This window comes from Klebsiella sp. 141161, from assembly GCF_050600815.1.
Classification (GTDB): domain Bacteria; phylum Pseudomonadota; class Gammaproteobacteria; order Enterobacterales; family Enterobacteriaceae; genus Klebsiella; species Klebsiella aerogenes.
Genome location: NZ_JAQIRN010000001.1, coordinates 628,936 through 648,163, shown reverse-complemented (window position 1 = coordinate 648,163; position 19,228 = coordinate 628,936). Strand labels below are relative to the sequence as shown.

Below are 19,228 nucleotides of genomic sequence, written 5' to 3'. Positions count from 1 at the left end.
GGAGGCAGCGTCAGTAGCGGCCTGCGTGAATCCACGCTTGTAAAATCGCCAGATGGCAGTTTAAGTCCATTCCTATATCAGAAAAAATCATTAGCGCGAAAATGATTATCAGTGTGAATATGAATGAACGGACCTCAATTCTGCTTTACAATTTGTAACATCTGTGAATCTATTATGTATTTTAGCGTTAAGTGTAATTTTTTCTTGCTGCCGTGAATTTACCAGGATTACTATTGTCTGACTTGCTGTATCGCCTAATGACGGATGAAGGGACTCGTTTTTTCCTTAAGCGTTACCCTATATTTTAATGTTTACAGGAAAAACCATGTCTTGCGCCTTTAAAAAACATCTATTGCTTCCCCGTTATTGGGTGACCTGGTTTGGCCTGGCCATTCTTTGGTTAATCGTCCAACTCCCTTATCCCGTGTTACATACGCTCGGCACCAGCGCAGGGCGGCTATCGCGTCGCTTTCTGAAACGTCGGGAACACATCGCCCGGCGTAACATTGAGCTATGCTTCCCGGAAATGTCCAGCGCTGCCCGCGAAAAGCTGCTGGAAGAGAACTTTATGTCCCTCGGCATGGGGCTTATCGAAACGGGTATGGCGTGGTTCTGGAGCGATGAACGCGTTAAAAAATGGTTTGACGTCGAAGGCATCGCTAATCTGAACGCTGCGCTTAGCGCCGATAAAGGCGTGATGGTTGTTGGCATTCACTTTATGTCACTGGAGCTGGGTGGCCGCGCAATGGGCTTGTGTCGTCCGATGATGGCGACGTATCGCCCGCACAATAGCCCGCTTATGGAGTGGGTGCAGACTCGCGCTCGTCTGCGCTCGAATAAAGCGATGATCGACCGTCGTAATCTCTCCGGGCTGGTACATGCGTTGAAATCCGGTGAGGCGGTGTGGTTTGCGCCGGATCAGGATTACGGCCCGAAGGGCAGCGTTTTTGCGCCGTTCTTCTCGGTGCCACAGGCGGCGACGACTAATGGTACTTGGGTGTTGTCGCGCCTCTCCGGTTCGAAAATGCTGAGTATCAGTATGGTGCGCAAGCTGGATCGTAAAGGCTACAGCCTGCATATCAGTGAAGTTATGAATGATTATCCCGGCGAAGATAAACAGATTGCCGCCAGCTATATCAACAAGGTCATTGAACGCGAAATTCTGCGTGCGCCGGAGCAGTACCTGTGGGTGCATCGCCGGTTCAAAACCCGCCCGCTTGGCGAAACTTCGGTATATTAGTACCACAGTTGCGCTCCACGCTTTCAAAATGACCGCAGTTGCGTTAACGTGAGCCGGATCATACTTTTTGTTGAAAGCGAAGGAGTGCAGCGTGTTCGCTGAGTTTGGTGTTTTGAATTATCTGACCTACCTGGTCGGGGCTATTTTTATCATTCTCGTACCTGGTCCCAATACCTTTTTTGTACTGAAAACCGGTATCGCGCACGGCGTTAAGAAAGGATACCTTGCCGCCGCCGGCGTGTTTATCGGCGACGCGGTTCTGATGTTCCTGGCATTTGCTGGCGTTGCGACGCTTATCAAAACGACGCCGGTGCTGTTTAATATTGTGCGCTATCTCGGCGCGATTTATCTGCTTTGGCTGGGCGCTAAAATGCTCTACTCGGTATTTAAACAGCGCGAGGGGCATGATGCCGCCGATGCTGAGCCGGGGAGCGCGATCCTCAAACGCTCGTTAACCCTGAGCCTGACCAACCCGAAAGCGATCCTTTTCTATGTCTCTTTTTTCGTCCAGTTCATTGACGTTAATGCGACATCGCCGGGCGTCGCGTTCTTTATCCTGGCGCTGACGCTGGAGATCATTAGCTTTGTCTACATGAGCTTCCTTATCCTGTCTGGCTCGTTTGTTACGCGCTATGTGAAAACCAAAAAGAAACTGGCGAAATTGGGCAACAGCCTGATCGGCCTGGTCTTTGTTGGCTTTGCCGCACGCCTTGCGACGCTGCAGTCCTGATCCCGGAATCGGTTTGCCAGCGATAATCGCTGTGTTGTAACAAAAACCCTTCAATTTTTATTGCATTGGTGTTACATATACAGCCGATTATCGCTCACAGAGAAGGGAACCCGGATGATTCTGCAAAAAATCCTCAGTAATAAAAACGGCAAGAAGTTTCTGTTGTCGATGGCGACGGTATTTGCTATTGCGCTTGCCGTCGTGGGCCGCGCAACGTTCGGTGGCGTGGTGAGCGAGTACAACATGCCGTACTCGGAGTGGACAACCTCGATGTTCTTCCTGCAAGGCGCGATGGTGATGGTTTACAGTACCGTGTTCACCGTATTATTTGCTATCCCGCTGGGCTTTCTGTTTTTAGGTTCTGACCGTCAGGACTAAAAGCAACAAGGCGAACACTAGTTCGCCTTTTGCGTGATCCCGTCTGTCACCATCCTCGATCATGATGATGATGGTGGTGGTGCCGATGATGGTAACCATCATCCACGATACATCCCGATAACAGCGTGCACAGCGCAATAATCAACGGTAACACCATCGGTTTTTTCATTACTCACTTCTCCAGTTAATGCCCGCTTTGCTGCATAAATACAGCGAAGCGGCTGATGAAATGAGTGTATCGTCCTAACTTATTGAGTAGATAAGACAACTCTGCAATAGCGGGGCGGCGGGAAAAATTGAGATTACCACCAGCCCAATTCGGTGCCGGCAACCACCACGATGGCGACGATAATCATAATGATGGTCGTCTTTTTCATGATGCCCCCCCTGGCGCCGCATAGCCGCCAACAAAAAACCAGCCCAGAAAGACCACGGCGACGATGAAAATCACCACCGGAAAAAGAATACCCAATTTCATGCTTAGTTCCTGTCTCTTAACGTTATGTTATCTATCATACTGGAAAGTTATGCTTTCTGGTCAATATCGAAAATGGTCAGCTTGCGGCGTGAGTTTTTGTCGTGATACATGGCTTCATCCGCTGCGCGCAGCGCCTGCTCAACGTCCATATTTTGCGGATCGACTTCGATCACTCCAAAGCTGGCGCCAGGGTATTCTATACCGTGTCCGGCCAGACGGTAACGCCCGGTAAGCTGCTGGCGTAGGTGGGCAATAAATTCCTCCTGCTCAGATGATTCAAGCGCCGGGCCGATGATTAAAAATTCATCGCCGCCGAGGCGGCCAACGGTATCTTCGTTACGTACGTTGGCACTTAATCGTTCACCTATCTGGATGAGAAAACTGTCGCCGCAGGGGTGGCCCAGTTTATCGTTAATCGCTTTAAAATCGTCGAGGTCGATAAAAATAAGCAGGAGCCTGCGCTGCTGGGCGCGAGCTTGAGTAAACAGCGTTTTAAGATGTTTAAACAACGCGCGGCGGTTAGCCAGACCGGTCAGCTCATCGGTATAGGAGTGCATCTCCAGCGCCGCATTCGCGCTGCGCAGCTGCTGAACCAGCGTCTCTTTCTCCACGTAATGGGAGATCAGGCTGGCGAACAGGATCATTACCTGCTCACCTTCAAGATTATAGGGCTGTTTGACGCGGCTGGTGGCGCACAACGTACCATATAACGAACCATCGGCAAGATGGACAGGAATACTAAAGAACGTGGCGATCCCGAGTTCCTGCGCGGCGGTGCAGGAGCGCCAGCGTTGGCCAACCTCGTTGCAAAATATACAGTTATCATCGATTGCGCGTTTGCAGAGCGACTCGTCCCAGGGAACGGAAAAGCCTTCCGGGATCTGCATTTCGCTGCTGTTGTGGGCATACATGACTAACTGGCGCTGCGCTTCTAAATCAATCCGTGTCAGATAGGTAGACTCCATACGAGTCACCAGCTCCAGCATTTCCAGCAGTTGTCGCACCAACGTTTCGAGCGTTCGTTCGGTAGCAAGCGTCTGTGAGACGCGGGCAAGAATGAAGTCTGACATGAATGAAACGGCCCCCGGAGGTTAGCGCAGTACTGCGAGCTGGCGCAGCGAACAGCTAATAACAAACAAATTTATAACGAATGTATCACATTTAGCAGGGGGATATCTGCTATCGCGACGGTAAAAAAAAGCCCCATCGGGGGCGATGGGGCAAAACTCATTGATTATGGAATGATCTGTTCTCTGGTCAATTCGAGAACGAGCGCTACTCTAAAGGGCAAAAGTGTAGTTAAAATGGAGAAACCGTGGAGATTCAGGGCGAAAGGTCGCTTTGAATAAAACAGGAGTAATTATGAAGTGGATAGTAATGATGTTGCCGCTGATGCTAGCGGGCTGCGCTCAGTCACAACAGCCTGATGCGCCGCCGCCGCCAAATTCGATCGGTATGGCCAATCCGGCCGCCGTCTATTGCGACCAGAAGGGCGGTAAGCAGGTTCCGGTCCAGACGCCTCAGGGCGTACGCACCGACTGTAAACTTCCCAGTGGCGAAACGCTTGATGAATGGGAACTGTGGCGGCGCGATCATCCGGCGAAGAAATAATTCGCCGCCGCTAAATTAAGCTCTTCAGCCACTCCGCCAGCACCAGCGCATGATTTTGTTGCGTATCTTTTGCCGCATAGAGCAGGGTTAATGGCTGCTGGTTGGCCAATATGGCGAGCCGTAGACCTTCATCGCGATGGGTTTCCAGCTCTTCGCGGTACTGCTGGCGGAAGTGAGAGAAGTCAATCGCTTCTCCGTGCAGAGCCTTGCGTAAATCGCTGGAAGGCGTCAGGCTTTTACACCATTCGTCATAATGCAAATCCTCTTTTTTTATCCCCCGTGGCCACAGGCGATCGACCAGCACGCGGTAACCGTCGCTGGCCTCTGTAGGGTCATAAACGCGTTTACATTGAATCATCATTATTCTCCCGTCGTTATGTCATTCTGGCGGCAAGCCCGTGCAGCGCGCCGCTAAATAACCATTGTGTTCCGCGAATGATATCGCTAATCTGAGGTTCCTTGTGTTGCCCGATAATCCTCAGACATAAGGATCCTGCTATGAACACCCCTTTGCGCATTGCCCTTGTTGGCGATTACAACCCTGACGTGATTGCCCATAAGGCTATTCCGCTGGCTATTGATGATGCTGCCGCGGTCCTGGAACAACCGGTGAGCTATGACTGGTTAGCCACCAGCGAGATTGTCAGCGCAGACCAGCTCACCGATTATGACGCCATCTGGGTGGTTCCCGCCAGCCCGTATAAAAACGCCGATGGCGCATTCATCGCCATTCGCTACGCCCGCGAAAATAGCATTCCGTTCCTCGGCACCTGCGGCGGTTTCCAGCACGCGATTATCGAATATGCCCGTAATGCTATGGGATTGCAGGATGCGGCGCACGCCGAAACCGATAGCGAAGGGCGAATGGTCATTGCGCCATTAAGCTGTTCGCTGGTGGAAAAATCAGATGCTATCGAACTGCGCGCGAACACGCTGATCGCCCGCGCTTATGGCCGGGACAGCATTGAAGAGGGATATCATTGTAACTACGGTATTGCCGAAAGCTTTGCCCATGAACTGGAGCAGGGCGCGCTGCGGGTAACCGGATGGGATGAGAACGGCGAGATCCGCGCCGTGGAGTTAACCACCCATCCGTTCTTCGTCGCCACGCTGTTCCAGCACGAGCGCAACGCGCTGGAAGGGCGTCCGGCGCCGCTGGTACAGGCTTTCCTGCACGCAGCCCGGCAATAAAAAATCGGCAGCCCTGGCTGCCGACTCTTGTGATTAATGAATTTCCCGCGCCCTGCCGGCAAGGGCGCCGAACAGCGCCATGACCACTGCGATGAGTGCGACGATGATTAACGGTATATGCCAGTCGCCGTAAGCATCATGGATTTTACCGATGAGCGGCGGTCCGCAGGCGGCCAGCAGATAACCAATAGTCTGCGCCATGCCGGAAAGCGCCGCGGCCTGATGCGCTGAGCTGGCGCGTAGACCAATAAACGTCAGGCCAAGGATCATGGTGGCGCCGGATCCGAAGCCAAAAATCAATGTCCAGATCACCGCCTGACCGGGCAGTAACCACAATCCCAGCGTGCTTACCACGCACATTAAGGCTACCAGAACGGCGATGCCGCGCTGATCTTTTAGCCTGTGGAGTACCAGCGGGATGGCCAGGCCTGGCGCGGCGGTTGCCAGCTGCAGCAGGCCATGTAGCGAGCCAGCCTGCGCTTCGCTATAGCCCATACTCTGCAGGATTGCGGGCAGCCAACCGACGATAACGTAATAGACCAGTGAATTAATCCCAAGGAACAGCGTGACCTGCCAGGCCAGCGCCGAACGCCAGATCCCCCGATTGTGCGCAGCGCCCGATCCGGTCATCGGCGTGGAAGCCTGACGACGGGCCTGCGGCAGCCAGAGTAATAGCGCCAGCAGTGGGAAAACCATCAGTAGCAGCAGCGCGCCGCGCCAGCCAAACCCCGCCAGCGCCAGCGGCACCACCATCGCGGAACCTGCCGCCGCCGCCGCGCCCATGGTAATGGAGTAGGCGCCGGTCATCCGGGCGACATGGCCGGAAAAATCACGCTTAATTAACCCTGGCAACAGCACGTTACCCAGCGCGATGCCGCAGCCAATGAGCGCTGTACCGATATATAGCCAGGCTGCTGAGGGGAGGGAACGTAATCCGATCCCGAGGCAAATAATCACCATCGCCAGCAGCAGGCTACGCTCAATGCCGAAACGGCGGGCGACGCCGGCCGCCAGCGGAGAGACCAGCCCGAAGGCCAGCAGCGGCAGGGTCGTGAGCAGCCCGGTTTGCGCCGTCGTCAGTTGGTATTCAGCGCGTATCGCATCCAGCAGTGGGGCGATACCGGTGAAAGTTACCCGTAGCGTGGCGGCGATAAATAAAATTCCGACAATCAGCAGCAGTTTGTTGCCGTTGGCAGAGGAAGAAACAGGACTCATAACATTCTCAGACTAATAAACAGGGTCGTAACAATAGCCTGTTTAACGGCTGTTTGAATCAAGCTAAAATGACAGATTATCGCTAATATCGGACAATTTGATGATTGGACTGGGTTTAGACGGCTATGAACCAGATAGCGGCCATGAAGCGGCGCTGGCGTTTCGCATTCAGGTGGTGGACGACGAGCAGTTTATTCCGCGTCATCAGCACCGCAAAGGTCAGCTGATCCTCGCGTTGCACGGCGCTTTAACCTGCGAAGTGGATAACGCCATGTGGATGGTGCCGCCGCTGTATGCGGTGTGGGTACCGGGTCAACTCCCGCACAGCAATCGCGCAACGCCAGGAGCGCAGGTGTGCTTTTTGTTCATTGAACCGGGGGCGGCGCCGATGCCTGAGCATTGCTGCACGTTAAAAATCTCACCGCTGGTGCGAGAGTTGATTATGACCCTTGCCGAACGCGGCAGGGAGGCGCTTGACACGTCGCCTACGCAGCGCCTGGTGCAGGTATTATTTGATGAGCTACCGCAACAACCGCAGGAACATCTGCAGCTGCCGGTTTCAGGACATCCGAAGATCCGCCGGATGGCCGACACGATGGCCCGCGATCCGGCGCACTGGCAGACGCTCTCGCAGTGGGCGGCGGCGTTCGCCATGAGCGAACGCAATCTGGCACGGCTGGTGGTGCGGGAGACCGGGCTTAGCTTTCGCCGCTGGCGGCACCAGCTGCAGCTGATCCTGGCGCTGCAGATGCTGGTGCGCGGACAGACGGTACAGCAAACCGCCCAGACGCTCGGTTATGATTCAACAACCGCCTTTATCACCATGTTTAAAAAAGGATTAGGGCAAACGCCTGGCCGCTACCACGCCAGTTTATCTAAGCCTTTCCGATAAAAAGCGAAATAATGCCGGCGGCGATAAGCGGCCCGACCGGGACACCGCGAAACAGCGCAACGCCCAGTACGGTACCCACCAGCAGCCCGGCGACCAGCTGAGGCTGCGAACCCATTAGCGCGACGCCACGTCCGCCAAGCCACGAGACGAACACGCCCACGGCAATCGCCAGCAGTGACTTCCAGTTCACAAAAGAGTGGAGCAGCGTTGAGGGCGGTAGCGTTCCGCTGGCGATGGGAGCCATCACGCCGATGGTCAAAATGATGATACCGATGGTCAGCCCCTGCTTTTCAATCCAGGGAAAGAAAACATTAAGCGGCGTCACCCGCACGATGATGAGCACCAGTATTGAGATAGCGACCGTGGTGTTATGACTGATAAAGCCGAGCGCCGCCAGCCCCAGCAAGATAAACAGGGTTGTATCGAACATTCCAGAGGTCCTTGCCAAAATAAAAAAGAAACCTGCTTACTCTACGCATAATCGCGTGAATAAACAGGCTTTTAATTTATTTACTGCAAATCAGTCTACCAGTGCCGCCCGCGAATCTTGTCGCACACTGGCGATGTGCTAAATGACGCGACGGAACGCTGCCAGCTCAGGGCGGGCGATACGCAGATAGTCGTCGGTATTCATAATGATCGATTTTTCCAGCAGGCCGGCATTAAAGGCTATCTCGGTAAAACGTTCGAACAGCAGCGGGTCGGCGACCAGTTTTAGCTTAGGGTGAAAGCTAAACGGCGGAATGGCGCCAAATACGTAGGCGGTAAGAGCATCGACCTCCGCCGGGCTGGCGAGCGACGCTTTACTGCCGCCAATATGCTGCGCCAGACGGGATAAATCGGCCTGCTGATCGGCGGCAAGGATAGCCAGTACGTGCTGGTTTATCCCATTACCTTTCACTTTACAGACCAGCGCTTTGGCGCCCTGTCCCAACGCGGTACCGCGGATTGCAGATACGGCTTCACATTTGCCAACGGCTTCATGTTCCATGACCCGATAGCGAGCCTGCTGCTCATCAAGGAGGCGGCATAACCGCTGGTGTATGTCGGCTGTCTCTGGCGATTGCATATTGCGATGGTTCCTCTGCTGAAAAGGGCAAGCTTAACTCCGCGCGGCGGCAATGAAAAACTTATCAGCGAATGCCGGGGATTTTTTTCTGCTTTTTGTTTATATACAGGCGCGCATCGGCTGCTTTCATTGCTTCACCGAGTGAGTGTTCTGGCGCGAGATGTTCCGCTCCCCAGGAGAAATCGACGCGCTGTTGATGGTCATGAATCGCCAGATATTGCCGGATCCTCGCCGGGATATTTTCCGCTTCATCTTCCGGATAATCGATCAGAATTAGAAAGAACTCATCGCCTCCTAAGCGCACGCCATAATCGCTGCTGCGAATAGAAGCGGAAATAGCCTGCGCCAGAAGAATAATCGCTTCGTCGCCGGCGTTATGCCCCCAGGTATCGTTGATCTTTTTCAGTCCATCGCAGTCAAGGGCCATTGTAACGACGTTAACCCCTTGCGCGGTAAGTCGTTGCAGGCGTGATTCCAGCATCGGGGTAAGGATCTTACGATTATAAAGGCCGGTCATGGTATCGCTGATATTCTCTTTCGACACCGAGTTGTAGTGGCGGAAATGAACCCGCACCAGGTGCAGTAACGCGGCGGTTGAGAGTAAATAAAACAGGAAGAGTTTCCACGAGCTGAGCAGAAAATACATAATATCAAGAGATAAGGTTATCCGTAAGTTTTCTGCTACCTGATGGGTGTAATGGGCGTAATTCAACAGATGTGTTTTACTATTATGTACCTCAATGAGCGCGCCGGTATCGGAATCCTTCAAGGTAATATCCAGATAGCGCCAGACCAAAGGTCGGTCGCTGGTGTATAACAAGGCCTCAATCTCTTGCGCGGTCACATCGACCATCACTACGCCTTTCAGCTTATCCTTGAAATACACTGGCGTTAAAAACGATAAAATATTCTTTCCCGTCATCGCATCAACATACACGGTCGAGATGAGCGAACGACCCTGTTCTAAACCATCAAGGCTGGCCTGGCTAATACCCAGTTTACTGTCCTGAAGAAAATTCCAGTTCTGTATCGGATTGCTTTTAATTCTGACGGGCGCATAAAAGTAGATGTATTTATTTACCAGATCTATGTAATAGCGAAAGCGTTTTTCTGATTTGAGCGTCGCAGGAACCTCTGGCTGCCAGCTATCATTTCTGGCAACCGCGCGATCGAATGCCTGGAGCGCAGGAATATCTCCACGCCATTTGCCGCAGTCGGCATGTGCGGCGCTTAGGGTGCCATGCAATTGGGGATAGGTATAGCCGGCGATATTCAAACCACTGACATCCCCGTTGTGTTGTACGCTATTACAGACCTGTTCTAACTCTGTTTGGTTTGGGGGAGTATCCAGCTTGCGCAGAAACTGAGAGATGATGAGTTGATTCTGATACTTATCATAGAGAAAGGTCGATTCTCCTTTTTCTATGATGTATCGCATATAGCCTGACATATCGCGATGGGTAGCGATTAATTCGTATACGAGAAATGAAGACGTCAACACCACGACGCCTGCGGAAATAACATGTCGCAGTAATTTATTCTGTAATTTCATGATGTTTGCATTCGTCCTACTCGTTTAGCTGATTTTATCATAGTGGATAAACTGGCTACCAGAGCGTGGGTGAACGAACGGCTGGTCAGAAAACTATGCTGACAGATAGTTCAGGAGTGGAGAATAGGGCAAGGCAGGCTGGACTAAAAAGCGGCACTCTTCATGACGCGTGTCTGAAGAGTGCGCAGGACTGGCCTAAGGCCACTCATGAGGCGGCGGAGGCAAACATTTTGCCGCTTCCGGCGAGCTGTGACATGACAGGCTGATAAACATCGATAGATTCGATATTGTCAAAAGTCACCATGTCGGATTTACAAAAAATGCATTTCGCGCCGAAGGGATTTTTTTCGCTCACATCAAAATGTGAGGTTCTGTACTGTGACCCATGGCAGCACGGGCATCGGAAATGAATATTGTTAATCATAATTTTATCCTTTTATATTATTATGTTTTTTTACATTTTGTCACACATCCACAGATTATAAATACGTAAAGTTTCTGGTGGGCTGAGCTTCAAAACGGAAATATCTTTAATGTTACTACTAAAAATAGCATGCCTGACAAATTATGTTATCAATTTATGCCATTTTGTGGTGATTTGAATGAGATGCTTCTTATTTATCTACTCAGGTCAAAGCCGTCATCGTTATCGTAAATCAGAAGTTCGCATCAAATTTAGCCGGCGTTTAACCGTCTTACTAAGCCATTACTCTTATTAGTCATCTTCTATCCAGTTTTTTAATGTATCAAAGCATACAGGATTTGATTTGCAGAAGAATCTTAATACTATTGGAGAGACTCAGGAAAGGTGGTATCAGCGATAGCGCCTGGAGGTGTGAGTAACTGCTTGGGTAATATCTTTCTGTCTTTCAAATCGACGTAGCCATTAACGCATAGTAGAAAAAATAGTGCAACATTTATTTTAGCCATCCAGAGGCCCAATGCGTAAAGGATTAATTCGGTAATTATCTAAATGTAAATGAGCGGAGCCTGAACCTGGCTATTTATGTGTTTGTGGAACAGAAAAATCAGCCAGAATGGGTATTTATCTGGCTGATTAATGAGGCTAAGTATTGCTGGTGGTGCCTTGTTTATGGAACAGTTCACGGAACACCGGGTAAATATCTTCCTGATCGCGAATATGCTGCATAGCAAAATTCTCAAATGTTGCCTGCAGATGTTCATACTCGCGCCACAGAGTCTGGTGGGCGCGGCGGGTGATTTCGATATAGCTGTAGTAACGAACCACCGGCAGTATTTTCTTCGCCAGCAGTTCATGACACAGCGGCGAGTCGTCTGCCCAGTTATCGCCATCCGACGCCTGCGCGGCGTAAATATTCCACTGCGCCGGGTCATAGCGGGCTTTAACAACCTCATCCATCAACTTCAGGGCGCTTGAAACAATCGTGCCGCCGGTCTCCTGGGAATAGAAAAACTCATGTTCATCCACCTCTTTCGCCTGGGTGTGGTGGCGGATATAGACCACTTCAACGTTTTTATAGGTCCGGCTGAGGAACAAATACAGCAGAATGTAAAAACGTTTCGCCATGTCTTTTGTGGACTGGTCCATTGAACCAGAAACATCCATCAGGCAGAACATCACCGCCTGGCTTGAAGGCTCCGGTCGTTTCTCATAGTTTTTATAGCGTAAATCAAACGTGTCGATAAACGGCACGCGCTCAATTTTAGCCCGCAGTTCCGCAATCTCTTTACGTAGCCGCTCCTCTTCCAGCAGCTGCGCTGGTTCGCTTTTGGCAATGGTATCGAGACAGTCTTCCAATGCCCGCAGTTCGCGCCGTTTACCGGCGGTCATCGCGGTTCGCCGCGCCAGCGAATTCTGTAATGAACGCACCACGCTGATATTGGCCGGCACGCCGTTGGCGGTAAAACCCGCACGATGGGTTTTGAACTCGTTCAACTGGCGTTGCTGGTTTTTCTTCAGGTTGGGAAGGGCCAGATCTTCAAACAGCAGGTCAAGATATTCATCTTTGGAAATCTGAAAGACGAATTCATCCTGGCCCTCGCCATCGGCGCTGGCTTGCCCCTGACCACCGCCGCCTCCACCGCCGCCGCCCTGTGGGCGTTCAATGCGGTCGTTCTGCACAAAGTGATCGTTGCCGGGATGGACGCGATTACGTAGCCCGCCGCGCCCCTGATGAAACATTGGCTCGTTAATATCGTCCGTCGGAATGGAGACGGATTCACCGCTGTCGATATCGGTCACCGAACGTTTATTGATGGCTTCGGAGATCGACTGCTTTATCTGCGCCTTGTAACGGCGCAGAAAGCGCTGACGATTGACAGCGCTTTTGTTCTTCCCGTTCAGGCGTCGGTCTATGAACCAGGTCATATGCCCTCCTGTACTGCATTTGCCAACTGTACCCTGATGTTGCTTAGGGTATATGTCTTTCGTTATACGAGCAGTGGTGCTGAAACCCGGCAGCCGCGGCTACCGGGTTTGTCGCTATCAGGACGATTTACGTACCCGCAGGTACCATTCGCACAGCAGGCGCACCTGTTTACGGGTATAGCCTTTTTCCATCATGCGATCGACAAAGTCATCGTGTTTTTTCTGCTCGTCGGTAGACGTTTTGGCATTGAACGAAATGACCGGCAACAGCTCCTCGGTATTGGAGAACATTTTCTTCTCAATAACCGTGCGCAGTTTCTCATAGCTGGTCCAGTTCGGATTACGTCCGCTGTTATTCGCTCTGGCGCGCAGCACGAAGTTGACGATTTCGTTACGGAAATCTTTCGGGTTGCTGATCCCGGCGGGTTTCTCGATTTTCTCCAGTTCCGAATTCAGCGACTCACGGTCGAACAGTTGCCCGGTATCCGGATCGCGGTACTCCTGATCCTGAATCCAGAAATCCGCATAAGTGACATATCTGTCAAAAATGTTCTGTCCATATTCGGAATAAGACTCAAGATAAGCAGTCTGGATCTCTTTACCGATAAACTCGGCGTATTTCGGGATCAGATAGCCTTTGAGGAATTCCAGATAACGTTCGGCCTGCTCCTGCGGGAACTGTTCGCGTTCGATTTGCTGTTCCAGTACGTAGAACAGATGGACCGGGTTAGCCGCCACTTCGGCATGATCGAAGTTAAACACCCTTGAGAGAATTTTAAAGGCAAAACGGGTAGAGAGACCGTTCATCCCTTCGTCAACGCCGGCGTAATCACGATACTCCTGGTAGGATTTCGCTTTCGGATCGGTATCTTTTAAGCTTTCGCCGTCATAGACGCGCATCTTCGAGTAGATGCTCGAGTTTTCCGGCTCTTTCAGGCGCGACAGGATTGAGAAGCGCGACAGCGTTTCGAGCGTTCCAGGGGCGCATGGCGCATGGGTCAGCTCACTGTTATTCAACAATTTTTCATAAATACGGATCTCTTCCGAGATGCGCAAGCAATAAGGCACTTTGACGATATAGACACGGTCAAGGAACGCCTCGTTGTTTTTGTTATTACGGAAGGTCACCCACTCGGATTCGTTGGAGTGCGCGAGGATAATACCGTTGAACGGCAGGGCGGAGATACCCTCGGTTCCGTTATAGTTGCCTTCCTGGGTCGCCGTCAGCAGGGGGTGCAATACTTTAATCGGCGCTTTAAACATCTCGACGAATTCCATGATCCCCTGGTTGGCGCGGCACAGCGCGCCGGAGTAACCATAGGCATCCGGATCGTTTTGCGCATAGTGTTCCAGTTTACGGATATCCACTTTCCCCACCAGCGCCGAAATGTCCTGGTTATTTTCATCACCGGGTTCCGTTTTGGCGATGGCAATTTGTTCGAGGATTGACGGCCACACTTTCACGACGCGGAATTTAGTGATATCACCGCCGAACTCGTGCAGGCGTTTAGCCGCCCACGGCGACATAATTGTGCCGAGATAACGGTTAGGAATGCCGTATTCTTTATTGAGGATCTGCGCGTCCTCCTGCGGGTTAAACAGGCACAGCGGATGATCGTTGACCGGGCTGCGTTCGCCGTTGGCGCTCAGCACGTAGATTGGCACTCGCTGCATCAGCGATTTCAGACGTTCCGCCAGCGAGGATTTACCGCCGCCGACCGGCCCCAGCAAATACAGAATCTGTTTTTTCTCTTCCAGACCCTGCGCAGCATGTTTCAGGTAGGAAACAATCTGCTCGATGGCATCTTCCATACCATAGAACTCTTCAAACGCCGGATAGCGTGCGACAACCCGGTTTGAAAAGAGGCGGGACAGCCGCGGCTCCAGGGCCGTATCGACCATGACTGGTTCACCAATGGCCGTCAATAGCCGCTCTGCCGCGTTGGCATAAGCACTGCGATCTTGCCGGCAGATGGTAAGAAACTCCTGCAGTGTGAACTCTTCGTCCTTGGCAGCTTCATAGCGCTGGCGATAGTGATCGAATATATTCATGGCATGCCGTCCTTTCGTTTTTTAGCACAGGTTGAGAGCCGTTCATATGAATAGTAGGGGCCCCCGGAAGGAGCAGGCTGAACGACATCCTTTACTTATCAGCAACCCTCGTGCCAGGTTACAGAAGCGATTTGGATAACGTGCTCTGCGACTACACCTTCTAAATTTAAGCGTAGATGCATTTAGAAAACTTGCATGCCGCTAAAACTCAATTTCAATGACATATCAATAACTCATCCGGAAACCAGGCAATTTTTCGCATATCTTGCCAAAGCCTTTCATTAATCTGTCATGAAGTCGCAAAAGGGCAGTCATTAAGCAGTGGGAAATTGTTCGGTTTAGTGTAAGAGCAAGTAAAGCATTTGAGGCATGACCTCTACGACGTTAAACTGCACGCGCTAATTATTTGACAACAGGAATATGGATCGTGACTAAAATCAAACTTCTGGCACTGGGTGTGTTCATCGCGACGTCAGCTAGCGCAGTGCACGCTGACGGGAAGTTAACGCTGGGGGCCGGCGTGGGCGTCGTCGAGCATCCTTATAAACAATATGATGCAGATGTTTACCCAGTACCTGTCATTAGTTATGAAAGTGAAAACTTCTGGTTCCACGGTTTGGGTGGTGGCTACTACCTGTGGAATGATACCAACGACAAACTGTCCGTGACCGCTTACTGGTCGCCAATGTATTTCAAGCCGGGCGACAGCGACAATTCGCAGATGCGCAAGCTGGATCGCCGCAAATCCACCATGATGGCGGGTTTAAGCTACGTTCATAACACTCAGTACGGATTCCTGCGTACGACGCTGGCCGGCGATACGCTGGACAACAGCAACGGCATCACCTGGGATTTGGCATGGCTGTATCGTTATACCAACGGCAACCTGACCCTGACGCCGGGTATTGGCGTGGAGTGGAACAGCGACAATCAAAACGAATACTACTACGGCGTCTCGAAGCATGAGTCGAATCGTAGCGGCATGCGCAGCTACGATCCTGACAGCAGCTGGAACCCGTATCTGGAGCTGGCGGCGAACTATCGTTTCCTCGGTGACTGGAGCGTTTACGGTATTGCCCGTTACACTCGTCTGTCTGACGAAATCACCGATAGCCCGATGGTGGACAAATCCTGGAGCGGCCTGATTTCGACGGGGATCACCTACTCCTTCTGATAGTGCACTTCCACAGACTTTTTTATGCATCAAAACAGGGCGTTATGCCCTGTTTTGCTATACGGTGGTGCGGAAGTGGCGACCTCCCACGACAATTCGCGTTTATGCCGGGTGGCGGCTACGCCTTACCCGGCATACGGGTCGAGCCCACTGTCGCCTGGAAAACACGGTGTTAAGTAGGCCGGATAAGCGAAGCGCCATCCGCTCACGCCAGACGCTTGTCGGTCTTAACGCTTCACAACGCGAATGGTCTGCGCCAGGCGAGTGGGTTTCTCTTCGCTGGCTTTCTGCGGCGCGGTAACGCAGCAGGTTTCCACGCACACGAAAGTTTTGTAGCCGTCATCCGGCATATCACCCATGCTGACGGAAAGCGCCGGGCCCGGGTTCCAGGCAACGACGTTACCGTGATGGCGATGGATCACGTCGATGTTGCGCTTCAGCACATCATCATGAATCACGCTGCACGCTTCGGCATTCAGATAAACGCGGTCGGTGCGGTCCGGGAAGGTCTGGATGCCGTCTTTCAGCACGCCTTCTTCGGCATTCAGCACTTTATCAACATAGCGGTCGCCAAGGCCGCTAACTTTCACCGCCGCGATATCGCCAACGTTGAAGTAGGTGTGCAGGGCGGATGTGGTTTCAAACTCGCCGTGGGCTTCCAGTTCGATCTCGCAGGTCTTACCCAGCTTGAAGCGCGCATACAGCGTAAAGTCGTGCGGCCAGTATTTGCGGGTTTCGTCACTGCTCTGCAGTTCGAAGGTCAGCATCACGCCGTTTTCATCTTCGTCCTGGCATTTTAGCGCCCACGGCAGGTTGCGTGCGAAACCGTGCGACGGTAGCCCCTGCTGCGCTGACGGGCCGAACCATGGCCAGCAGATGGGTACGCCGCCGCGCAGGGCGACGCCGTTTTTAAATGGGGTATTGTTGCTTAACCACAAAACTTCTTCTTCACCGGCCGGCTGCCAGGAGAGCAGGTGAGCGCCCTGCAGGGCGACGGAAGCTTTTACCTGCGGGTGGTCAACGACGATAAGTTCAAGATCGTCCAGCTTACGGCGGGAGAATGCAGGAGAAAGTTGTTCAATCACCGGGAGAGCAAAAATTTTATTAATCATTACGCCATCCTCTTTCAGGCAAAAAAAAGAGCGACCGAAGCCGCTCTTATTGATTACTTATTCATCTCAACTTATTTGGAGATGTGAGCAATCAGGTCCAGAACTTTGTTGGAGTAACCAGTTTCGTTGTCGTACCAGGAAACCAGTTTCACGAAGTTGTCGTTCAGTGCGATACCAGCTTTAGCATCGAACACGGAAGTGCAAACTTCGCCGTTGAAATCGGTAGATACAACGTCGTCTTCGGTGTAACCCAGAACGCCTTTCATTGCGCCTTCAGAAGCCGCTTTGATTGCTTTCTTGATTTCTTCGTAGGACGCTGCTTTTTCCAGACGAACGGTCAGGTCAACAACGGATACGTTCGGAGTCGGAACGCGGAACGCCATACCGGTCAGTTTGCCGTTCAGTTCTGGCAGTACTTTACCTACCGCTTTAGCAGCGCCGGTAGAGGACGGGATGATGTTCTGAGCTGCGCCGCGGCCGCCGCGCCAGTCTTTGTGAGACGGGCCATCAACGGTTTTCTGAGTTGCGGTGGTAGCGTGAACGGTGGTCATCAGGCCTTCAACGATACCGAAGTTGTCGTTGATGACTTTAGCCAGCGGAGCCAGGCAGTTGGTGGTGCAGGATGCGTTAGAAACGATGTCCTGGCCTGCGTAAGTGTCGAAGTTAGCGCCGCGAACGAACATCGGAGTGTTGTCTTTGGACGGGCCAGTCAGAACGACTTTTTTCGCGCCAGCGGTGATGTGTTTACGAGCGGTTTCGTCGGTCAGGAAGATACCGGTTGCTTCAGCAACAACGTCAACACCAACTTCGTCCCATTTCAGGTTAGCCGGGTCACGTTCAGCGGTAACACGGATTTTTTTACCGTTAACGACCAGATGACCGTCTTTCACTTCAACGGTGCCGTCGAAACGACCGTGAGTGGAGTCATACTTCAGCATGTAAGCCATGTACTCTGCGTCTAACAGGTCGTTGATTGCAACGATCTCGATGTCAGAACGTTTCTGAGCAGCACGGAAAACAATGCGACCGATACGGCCAAAACCGTTGATACCTACTTTGATAGTCATATATTCCACCAGCTATTTGTTAGTGAATAAAAGGTTGCCTGTAAAATTACAAAAACCTTACGCAGCGTCAAGCGGAATCGTGTCAATCATTGCGACAAATCAATCCTGAGCAGACCTTTGCGCGATTGATTTGCCTCACTCTCCCTTTGAGCCCAATTCCATATGGGGACTGCGTCCGGAATTTTAAAGGTCATATAAGATAAAAATGTGATTAGCATCACAATTATCTGGCTGCCTGATGGCATCGGATAAGTTTAGAACAAAAGTACAGGTTTCATTGTTAATGTTTTGTTAGAATCGACGGGTAAAGTTGCCCTTTCAAAGCGAGAAGTAATCACATGGCTAATAAACCATCTCCTGACGAGCTCAAACAAGAATTGAGCGAGATGCAGTTTTATGTGACGCAGAATCACGGTACCGAACCGCCGTTTACCGGACGGCTGCTACATAATAAAAAAGACGGCATCTACCACTGCCTGGTCTGCGATGCGCCGCTGTTTCACTCACAATCCAAGTATGACTCCGGCTGTGGCTGGCCGAGCTTCTATGAGCCGGTGAGCGACGACGCGATTCGTTATCTCAATGATTACTCGCACGGGATGCAGCGTACGGAAATTCGCTGCGGCAATTGCGATGCGCACCTGGGGCATGTCTTCCCGGATGGCCCGCAGCCGACCGGCGAGCGTTTTTGCGTCAATTCGGCCTCTTTAAGCTTCACCGATGACCAAAACGGCGAACGAACTAAAGGCTAAGAAACGATTCAGCAAATTATTCCAAGACGGATGAGCAGATGATGGATATCGAGCAAATTATTGCCAGTATGACGCCGGAACTGTACCAACGTTTAGCCACCGCGGTGGAGTTAGGAAAATGGCCGGACGGCGTTGCGCTGACCCCGGAACAAAAAGAAAACAGCATGCAGCTGGTGATGTTGTGGCAGGCGCGCAACAACACGGATGCGCAGCACATGACCATCGACACCAACGGTCAGATGGTGATGAAGAGTAAACAGCAATTGAAAGAGGATTTCGGTATCGTGCCGAAGCCGATTGCAACGTTCAAACCGCAGTAACCTGCCGTACTGAGCGCCCGGTCTAGCCGGGCGGCTTTTCATGTC

The 19,228-nt window shown here is 51.9% G+C and carries 23 protein-coding genes; 9 read left to right on the top strand and 14 right to left on the bottom strand.

Features of this window, described 5'->3' with window-relative positions; all coding sequences use genetic code 11:
- Positions 1 to 325: 325 nt before the first annotated feature.
- The 3 genes from lpxP to PGR79_RS03115 all read left to right on the top strand — a co-directional run bounded on the left by lpxP (position 326) and on the right by PGR79_RS03115 (position 2,348).
- A complete protein-coding gene (gene lpxP / locus PGR79_RS03125; RefSeq protein ID WP_087859314.1) occupies positions 326 to 1,240 on the top strand; it encodes a kdo(2)-lipid IV(A) palmitoleoyltransferase in 915 nt (304 codons plus the stop codon).
- Between the two features lie 91 nt (positions 1,241 to 1,331).
- Entirely contained in the window at positions 1,332 to 1,970 is a 639-nt protein-coding gene (gene leuE, locus PGR79_RS03120) for a leucine efflux protein LeuE (protein ID WP_087859315.1), read from the top strand.
- Between the two features lie 114 nt (positions 1,971 to 2,084).
- On the top strand, positions 2,085 to 2,348 hold the full coding sequence (locus tag PGR79_RS03115) for a DUF2534 family protein (protein WP_015366132.1): 264 nt from the start codon (positions 2,085 to 2,087) through the stop codon (positions 2,346 to 2,348).
- 46 nt (positions 2,349 to 2,394) lie between these two features.
- Here the strand turns inward: PGR79_RS03115 and PGR79_RS03110 are convergent, their stop codons facing one another.
- The 4 genes from PGR79_RS03110 to PGR79_RS03095 form a co-directional block, all read right to left on the bottom strand.
- The gene (locus PGR79_RS03110) at positions 2,395 to 2,517 is read right to left on the bottom strand and encodes a hypothetical protein (protein ID WP_015366133.1); all 123 of its coding nucleotides are present in this window, start codon (positions 2,515 to 2,517) and stop codon (positions 2,395 to 2,397) included.
- A 133-nt stretch (positions 2,518 to 2,650) separates the two neighbouring features.
- Positions 2,651 to 2,725, bottom strand: coding sequence for a protein YoaJ (gene yoaJ, locus PGR79_RS03105; RefSeq protein ID WP_100279139.1), 75 nt, complete (start codon positions 2,723 to 2,725; stop codon positions 2,651 to 2,653).
- On the bottom strand, positions 2,722 to 2,826 hold the full coding sequence (locus tag PGR79_RS03100; protein ID WP_045374857.1) for a YoaK family small membrane protein: 105 nt from the start codon (positions 2,824 to 2,826) through the stop codon (positions 2,722 to 2,724). The genes yoaJ and PGR79_RS03100 overlap by 4 nt, the downstream gene beginning before the upstream one ends.
- 47 nt (positions 2,827 to 2,873) lie before the next feature.
- On the bottom strand, positions 2,874 to 3,896 hold the full coding sequence (locus PGR79_RS03095) for a sensor domain-containing diguanylate cyclase (RefSeq protein WP_087859316.1): 1,023 nt from the start codon (positions 3,894 to 3,896) through the stop codon (positions 2,874 to 2,876).
- 292 nt (positions 3,897 to 4,188) lie between these two features.
- On the opposite strand from PGR79_RS03095, the gene PGR79_RS03090 reads away from it, so the two are divergent.
- Positions 4,189 to 4,437 (top strand): putative hemolysin, encoded by a 249-nt coding sequence (locus tag PGR79_RS03090; protein WP_015366135.1) that lies wholly within the window; start codon positions 4,189 to 4,191, stop codon positions 4,435 to 4,437.
- Between the two features lie 10 nt (positions 4,438 to 4,447).
- Here PGR79_RS03090 and PGR79_RS03085 read toward each other — a convergent pair whose 3' ends face one another.
- Complete coding sequence (locus PGR79_RS03085) at positions 4,448 to 4,795, bottom strand: DUF488 domain-containing protein (protein WP_430921144.1); 348 nt, start codon at positions 4,793 to 4,795, stop codon at positions 4,448 to 4,450.
- 140 nt (positions 4,796 to 4,935) lie between these two features.
- Here PGR79_RS03085 and PGR79_RS03080 point away from each other — a divergent pair, with 140 nt between their 5' ends.
- A complete protein-coding gene (locus PGR79_RS03080; RefSeq protein WP_430921036.1) occupies positions 4,936 to 5,628 on the top strand; it encodes a CTP synthase C-terminal region-related (seleno)protein in 693 nt (230 codons plus the stop codon).
- Positions 5,629 to 5,661: 33 nt separating this feature from the next.
- On the opposite strand, the gene PGR79_RS03075 is transcribed toward PGR79_RS03080, so the two are convergent.
- Positions 5,662 to 6,843 carry a CynX/NimT family MFS transporter gene (locus PGR79_RS03075; protein WP_087859318.1) on the bottom strand — a complete coding sequence of 394 codons (1,182 nt, stop codon included), beginning with the start codon at positions 6,841 to 6,843 and terminating at the stop codon, positions 5,662 to 5,664.
- 97 nt (positions 6,844 to 6,940) lie between these two features.
- Here PGR79_RS03075 and PGR79_RS03070 point away from each other — a divergent pair, with 97 nt between their 5' ends.
- Positions 6,941 to 7,735, top strand: coding sequence for an AraC family transcriptional regulator (locus PGR79_RS03070; RefSeq protein ID WP_162750167.1), 795 nt, complete (start codon positions 6,941 to 6,943; stop codon positions 7,733 to 7,735).
- On the opposite strand, the gene PGR79_RS03065 is transcribed toward PGR79_RS03070, so the two are convergent.
- From PGR79_RS03065 to yeaG, 6 genes are all read right to left on the bottom strand, one after another.
- A complete protein-coding gene (locus PGR79_RS03065) occupies positions 7,719 to 8,165 on the bottom strand; it encodes a DUF441 domain-containing protein (protein ID WP_045374849.1) in 447 nt (148 codons plus the stop codon). The two genes, PGR79_RS03070 and PGR79_RS03065, sit on opposite strands and share 17 nt — an antisense overlap.
- Positions 8,166 to 8,303: 138 nt before the next feature.
- A complete protein-coding gene (locus PGR79_RS03060; protein WP_430921033.1) occupies positions 8,304 to 8,804 on the bottom strand; it encodes a YbaK/prolyl-tRNA synthetase associated domain-containing protein in 501 nt (166 codons plus the stop codon).
- Positions 8,805 to 8,868: 64 nt separating this feature from the next.
- Complete coding sequence (gene dgcJ / locus PGR79_RS03055) at positions 8,869 to 10,356, bottom strand: diguanylate cyclase DgcJ (protein ID WP_271032359.1); 1,488 nt, start codon at positions 10,354 to 10,356, stop codon at positions 8,869 to 8,871.
- Positions 10,357 to 10,561: 205 nt separating this feature from the next.
- A complete protein-coding gene (locus PGR79_RS03050; RefSeq protein WP_087859322.1) occupies positions 10,562 to 10,780 on the bottom strand; it encodes a cold-shock protein in 219 nt (72 codons plus the stop codon).
- Between the two features lie 642 nt (positions 10,781 to 11,422).
- The gene (locus PGR79_RS03045) at positions 11,423 to 12,706 is read right to left on the bottom strand and encodes a YeaH/YhbH family protein (protein ID WP_087859323.1); all 1,284 of its coding nucleotides are present in this window, start codon (positions 12,704 to 12,706) and stop codon (positions 11,423 to 11,425) included.
- A gap of 117 nt (positions 12,707 to 12,823) precedes the next feature.
- On the bottom strand, positions 12,824 to 14,758 hold the full coding sequence (gene yeaG / locus PGR79_RS03040) for a protein kinase YeaG (protein WP_015366145.1): 1,935 nt from the start codon (positions 14,756 to 14,758) through the stop codon (positions 12,824 to 12,826).
- A gap of 427 nt (positions 14,759 to 15,185) precedes the next feature.
- Between yeaG and PGR79_RS03035 the strand changes: the two genes are divergently transcribed.
- On the top strand, positions 15,186 to 15,932 hold the full coding sequence (locus PGR79_RS03035; protein WP_087859324.1) for a MipA/OmpV family protein: 747 nt from the start codon (positions 15,186 to 15,188) through the stop codon (positions 15,930 to 15,932).
- A gap of 227 nt (positions 15,933 to 16,159) precedes the next feature.
- Here the strand turns inward: PGR79_RS03035 and PGR79_RS03030 are convergent, their stop codons facing one another.
- Complete coding sequence (locus tag PGR79_RS03030; protein ID WP_087859325.1) at positions 16,160 to 17,044, bottom strand: D-hexose-6-phosphate mutarotase; 885 nt, start codon at positions 17,042 to 17,044, stop codon at positions 16,160 to 16,162.
- 71 nt (positions 17,045 to 17,115) lie between these two features.
- Complete coding sequence (gene gapA / locus PGR79_RS03025; RefSeq protein WP_004203784.1) at positions 17,116 to 18,111, bottom strand: glyceraldehyde-3-phosphate dehydrogenase; 996 nt, start codon at positions 18,109 to 18,111, stop codon at positions 17,116 to 17,118.
- A 338-nt stretch (positions 18,112 to 18,449) separates the two neighbouring features.
- Between gapA and msrB the strand changes: the two genes are divergently transcribed.
- Both msrB and PGR79_RS03015 read left to right on the top strand, forming a co-directional pair.
- Positions 18,450 to 18,863 (top strand): peptide-methionine (R)-S-oxide reductase MsrB, encoded by a 414-nt coding sequence (gene msrB / locus PGR79_RS03020; protein WP_045393286.1) that lies wholly within the window; start codon positions 18,450 to 18,452, stop codon positions 18,861 to 18,863.
- A 41-nt stretch (positions 18,864 to 18,904) separates the two neighbouring features.
- On the top strand, positions 18,905 to 19,183 hold the full coding sequence (locus tag PGR79_RS03015; RefSeq protein ID WP_015366149.1) for a YeaC family protein: 279 nt from the start codon (positions 18,905 to 18,907) through the stop codon (positions 19,181 to 19,183).
- Positions 19,184 to 19,228 lie beyond the last annotated feature (45 nt).